This is a genomic window from Ligilactobacillus acidipiscis DSM 15836, assembly GCF_001435755.1.
Lineage (GTDB): Bacteria > Bacillota > Bacilli > Lactobacillales > Lactobacillaceae > Ligilactobacillus > Ligilactobacillus acidipiscis.
Genome location: NZ_AZFI01000135.1, coordinates 1 through 5,657, shown reverse-complemented (window position 1 = coordinate 5,657; position 5,657 = coordinate 1). Strand labels below are relative to the sequence as shown.

Here is a 5,657-nt window from a genome sequence, read left to right as displayed (position 1 = left end):
CGATAGTGTGAACTATCTCCTACCCGATTACGTTTTGTACGGTCCTAAAGCAGACTTTGCTTTCAACGGCTTTACCAAAGTTGATGTCGACTTTCGACGTTTCAACTGCAACAGTTCAGTGGTTGACCACTGGCTTTTTGATGGTAAATGGGATCATGATCCCTCTTTCTGCCTATTTATCAACGACTGTTAATACAAAATGGCTCTATATTGGAGCTATGACGATTTTCTTAGGTGGGACGATTTTAGCCTATACTGCTCCTACTTTCGGCGTTTTACTGGCTGGACGTTTGGTTCAAGCGCTTGGTGTCGGGATCACTATGCCTTTGTTGCAAACGATCATGTTGTCGATTTTTCCAGCTGAGTCTCGTGGTGCTGCTTTGGGTCTGGTGGGGATCGTTATTGGTGTGGCACCTGCCATTGGTCCTACTTTGTCCGGTTGGATCATTGATAAATATTAGTGGCGTGACCTTTTTTGTATGATCATTCCAATCATGACATTTGTAATTGTCTTAGCGCTTTTCTTTATGAAACCTGTTATTGAAACACATAAGCAAAAAATTGATTGGCTTTCTTTGATATTGTCGACAATTGGTTTTGGCAGCCTATTGTTTGGTTTCTCATCTGCCGGTAATGATGGTTGGACTTCAACGAAAGTCATTGTATCTCTTGTAGTTGGTGCAATTGTAACCACACTATTTGTTTGGCGTCAGTTAATTATCCCCAAGCCGTTTTTGGAATTACGTGTTTTCAAAATTGGTGAATTTACCCTATCAGCTATCTTGTCTTCGATCGTCATGATCGCTATGTTGGGTGTTGAAACAGTTTTGCCATTGTATTTACAGATCGCTCACGGAATGAGCGCCCTGCATTCTGGATTAACATTATTATCTGGTGCGGTCGTTATGGCCCTTATGAGTCCGATAACCTGGAAAACTTTCGATGCTTTGGGTGGGAAACGTTTGGCCACAACTGGTATGGTTTTATTAACTTTAGCAACGCTGCCTTTTATGTGGTTAACACTTGATACTCCAACAATCTACATCGTCTTCTTGTATGCAATTAGAATGTTTGGGATCTCAATGGTTATGATGCCAGTTACTACTTCAGGGATGAATGCTTTACCGGACAGTTTGATTGCTGATGGTACTGCTTCTAATAACACAGTGCGTCAAGTTGCTTCATCAATTGTTCTGCGATCATGATCACTTTGCTGACTAACGTCACAAACAATGCCGAACCAGCTAAACATTTGCTAAAAGCAGCTCCACTTAGCTACAAGCAACAATATTTACAGGCTTCCCTAGACGGGTATCATGCAGCGTTTGCCTTTTCATTAGTATTTGCTGTTATTGGTGTTGTCCTAACGTTTTTCTTAAAAGATCATGACCATGAAATGCATACTAAGGGTATCAGTTCAGATGATTTTAAAAATAAAGGCGGTGATGCTGCATGATCTTAGCTACTTTAGTAATTGGTGCTGTCGCAGCATTCCTATGCTATGTTTATATTAAACCAGTCGTTTGGAGAACTATTGGGACTTTGCTTTCTGCAGTGCTTTTAGTTGTTTCATTGGTCATGTTGACGGTGAATAGTGGCAGTCATTACGACATGCATAAAGTGATGACGACAAAGACAACACAGATTCATCCAGCAAGTTCTAAAAATAGCTTAAACATTATGCTTTACCAACCGATCGGTTCGAATGGTAAAGAAACTGTGCAAGTTTATAAAGAAACTTCGGATCAGAAGAAACCGAGCCATACCCAAGCTAATGAGTATACAGTCGCTAATAATCATATCAAACGTACCAATGCTAAGAGTGCGACTTTGCAAGTCAAGGAAACTCGTTGGAAGTTTAAATCTAATGGTTATAAGTTCTGGTTTGGTATTTCTGGAATGGAAAATAAACTTGTTAAACGTTCTAACACCTTTAATTTGCCAAAAGATTGGCTGCATTTGTCCACTACGCAAGTTAAAGCCTTACAAAAGAAAATTTCTGGTATGAAGACTAAGGCAGGACAGGCCAAGGTTAAGGAACAAGCGCAACAGTATGTTTCGCAAAAAATGAAAGTAGCTATTATGAAAGACCCTAGTTTAGCTACAGATAAGGCAAAGCAAGCACAATTAGCTAAAAATATGGACAGGAATTCCAGCAACAGATGATCAAAAAGATCGTTGCGGAAGTTAAATAATAGTTTTTTAAATAATGAAAAATAGTAAAAAGCACGAAACTTCTTTAATGAGAAGTTTCGTGCTTTTGTGTAAAATAGACTGATTATTTAAACTTTGCAATATATCTTTGTGACTTTTCATCATCAAACTCATTTTCTGATTTACCGATCACAACAGTCGCTAATGAATTTCCGACTACATTAACAGCCGTCCTTCCCATATCAATGATGCGGTCGATCCCAGCAATAAAAGTTAATCCGCTCATTGGAACACCGATCGTGGCGATAGTGGCCAGTAGGACAACAAAGGAGGCACCGGGGACACCGGCCATACCTTTCGATGTCAGCATTAAAACGACTAAAAGGGTCAACTGTTGTCCAAAAGAGAGGTGAATGCCATAAGCTTGAGCAAGAAATAGGGCGGCTAGAGATTGATAAATGGCCGATCCATCTAGGTTAAAAGTATAACCAGTAGGAATGACGAAAGAAACGATCCCTTGGTTAACGCCGAATTTACCCATTTTTTCCATCATTTTAGGTAAAACTGCTTCTGAACTAGCAGTTGAAAATGCTAAGATGATCTCATCTTTAATGACATGCAGCAGATCTGATAGTTTGAATTTAAAAATCTTTGCGACGATCCCCATTACTACTATCACAAAGACAATCATTGTTAGATACGTAATGGCTACAAAATAACCTAGCGGGAGTAAGGCATTGATCCCCATTTCTGCAAGAGTTACACCGATCAAAGCACAAACACCAATTGGAGCTGTTTTCATGACCCAGTTAGTTACTTTGAACATGACCTGTTGAACTGCCGTCAAGAAATCAACTATGATCTTACCTCTTTCACCAATCGCAGAAATTCCTAAGCCAAAGAAGACAGAAAAGAAAATTACCGGCATCATATTTCCTTCTGATAGTGATTTAAAGATATTAGTTGGAATGATCCCCAGCAAAGTAGCCCAGATCCCTGTGTTATGTTTAGCTGATTTAGCAGTCGCCATGTATTGGCTTATATCGGAACCATGGAGCGAATGAATGTTGATCATTGTTCCTGGGTGAAGCACATTAGCGACGATCATCCCAAGAATGATTGCGATCGTGCTCAATATTTCAAAATAAATCAGGGTTTTTAGACCGACTCTTCCGAGTTCCTTAATGTCGCCCATATTGGCGATTCCTACAGTTAAACATGAGACCACTATCGGCAAAACGATCATTTGAATCAGGTTAATAAACATTGTCCCGATATTTTGCATAGCAGTGATTGCTGCTTGATTTTTGTAGAAGACTATCCCAAGTATTACACCTAAGATCAAACCAATCAGAATTTGCCATCCTAAAGATAGTTTAAAAAATTTATAATGTTTCAATTATGCTACCTCTCTCTAATAATAAGCTGATGCCAGGCATATACAGAGCTAAAAAGTTTTAGATAAATCAATTTTTAAAATGTAATATGCGAGCACCATTTAATGACCAGTGTCTTTCAAATCTTTACTTTTTAATCAACTCTTTTTAGTTAAAGTAAGTGTGATACCTTAATTTTTTAAGCAAATAAAAATTATTTAACCATAAGATATATTCTACATCAAATACACGAACATTTTAAAGAAAAAAACAATAAAAAACAGAAAATCGGTTAAAATATATTGGAAATATCGTTGAATGTTATTCTATAGCAGTTATCAACCGACTATAAGTGGATTTTTAATAGGAGGAGAGCCTGTTAACCAAATCCAGGAGATGTAAGTTGACCAATTACGATTTTAAGTGAAAAAATGTGTATTTAACTTCAGAAATTCTGATAGAAAAGATTTGCAAAAAAAAGGGTGCAGAGAAATTTTTAATTAATTCCTACATCCTATTGTTATTAATAAAAATATTATCCCAGTTCTTTTATTATCATTTTTCAGTTTCTATGACTGGTTTTTCAGTCAAAGTTATCAACCCAATAGCTTTTAAACCAGTGTGAGTCATGATAATAGGACTAGTCAATTCTTGGATAAAATCTGCGGTCGGATTATCATGAAGAAAAATATCTTTAATTTTCTCCATGATGGAATTATCGGCTGCGACGTGGGGAAGTGCTAATGCCTGGAGTTTCTTATCTTTCAATTGTTCTTTTAATTTTTGACAATATTTAAACCAGCTTTTAGTATTGCGCCCCTTAGAAACGACATCTAATGATTTGTCTTTTAGTTCCGCCACTACTTTAATATTAACTAGCTTAGTTACTGCTCCCATCATTTTGCTGACACGTCCGCCAGCAACCAGGCAGTCAAGATTATCGATCAGAACATGAACTGTTGTCCGCTTATAAATTTCTGCGCAATGTAATTTAATATACTCAATGGTTTTTCCCAAAGCAGCATCTTCAGCCGCTGCAAGTACTTGGAATGCTTCGCCACGGTCAGTTGACTTGCTATTAATGACAGTCACGTCAGTTTTAGTCATATCTGCAGCTTGTTGAGCAGCAGATACTGTTCCACTTAAAACATCTGATAGTAGGATAGCTACAACTTGGCTGCCATCTTTGCCAAGTTCATTGAATGCTTCTACAAAGCGTCCCAAAGACGGCTGGCTTGTTTTGGGGATACTTCCGATCCTTAACATTTCGATGAGTTCGTCTCGGCTGATGTTTTTGCCATCAATATAATTTTTACCATTCACTTCTACAGAAAGAGGAACGATCGTAATTGAATATTGTTCTATTTCTTTAGGCGTTAGAAGGACTGAAGAGTCCGTTAAAACTTTGATTTTTTTCATTTAAAGAGCTCCTATGGACTTTATTAGTGTCATAATACCATAATTCGTTGTACCTTGAGGTAGAAATTTTCTTAGACTGAGGCTGTATTACTTGGTAAGTAGTGAAAAAATTTATGAGGTGGTATTTGAGGAGCAAGTTTAAAATGATTATTTTCAAAAATATGTAGTAAGTTATATTGATGAGCTGAGAATATGAACGATCGTTTTTAAAGCGGTTAGAGTTGCAATTAAAATCGTTAATAAATTGATTGAAAAAAGAATTGAGTAAGAAAATCGTTAGCGTGATCACTATTTATAATATGACGGGTTTTTAAAATCTTTAATGGCCTATTTATACGAGTTTAAGGGTAGAACTGTAACACAAAAAGAGATGACCGATACCCTTGTGTTAAATCACCAGACGATTCATAGTATTGTATGACGGCTGGGAAATAATAGATTGATCGAAGTGTGACATCTGAGAAGTGATAAATGGCAGGTCTCTTGATCGTTATCTGAAAAAGGGTTTAATTTATTAGAGCAGTATATTGATAACATCTATGTAGTGATGGACGATATAAACCATCAAATCATGCTGGAATTAGATGAAAGCGAGGAACCGATTTTTTCAGAGGTTCTGGCAAAAATCATTCATGATTTTTAGACTTTCAGCCGCTATAAATGTAGTTTGCTATATAAAACCTGAATTATTCATACTTTTCCCTTAAG

3 protein-coding genes and 1 pseudogene are annotated in these 5,657 nt (G+C 37.1%); 2 read left to right on the top strand and 2 right to left on the bottom strand.

Annotated features, from left to right (window positions below; all coding sequences use genetic code 11):
* Nucleotides 1–29 precede the first annotated feature (29 nt).
* Both FC65_RS08400 and FC65_RS08395 read left to right on the top strand, forming a co-directional pair.
* Nucleotides 30–1,456, top strand: a pseudogene (locus FC65_RS08400) (MDR family MFS transporter); the annotation flags it as partial.
* Entirely contained in the window at nucleotides 1,453–2,166 is a 714-nt protein-coding gene (locus FC65_RS08395; protein WP_235803112.1) for a DUF4811 domain-containing protein, read from the top strand. The pseudogene FC65_RS08400 and the gene FC65_RS08395, both read left to right, overlap by 4 nt.
* A 112-nt stretch (nucleotides 2,167–2,278) precedes the next feature.
* Here the strand turns inward: FC65_RS08395 and FC65_RS08390 are convergent, their stop codons facing one another.
* Both FC65_RS08390 and FC65_RS08385 read right to left on the bottom strand, forming a co-directional pair.
* Nucleotides 2,279–3,553, bottom strand: a complete 1,275-nt coding sequence (locus FC65_RS08390) for a cation:dicarboxylate symporter family transporter (RefSeq protein WP_056972305.1) — start codon at nucleotides 3,551–3,553, stop codon at nucleotides 2,279–2,281.
* 532 nt (nucleotides 3,554–4,085) lie between these two features.
* The gene (locus tag FC65_RS08385; protein ID WP_056972304.1) at nucleotides 4,086–4,949 is read right to left on the bottom strand and encodes a DegV family protein; all 864 of its coding nucleotides are present in this window, start codon (nucleotides 4,947–4,949) and stop codon (nucleotides 4,086–4,088) included.
* Nucleotides 4,950–5,657 lie beyond the last annotated feature (708 nt).

Coding starts and splice junctions, on each gene's coding strand:
- FC65_RS08395 (WP_235803112.1), top strand. CDS start 1,453: ATGATCTTAGCTACTTTAGTAATTGGTGCTGTCGCAGCATTCCTATGC.
- FC65_RS08385 (WP_056972304.1), bottom strand. CDS start 4,949: ATGAAAAAAATCAAAGTTTTAACGGACTCTTCAGTCCTTCTAACGCCT.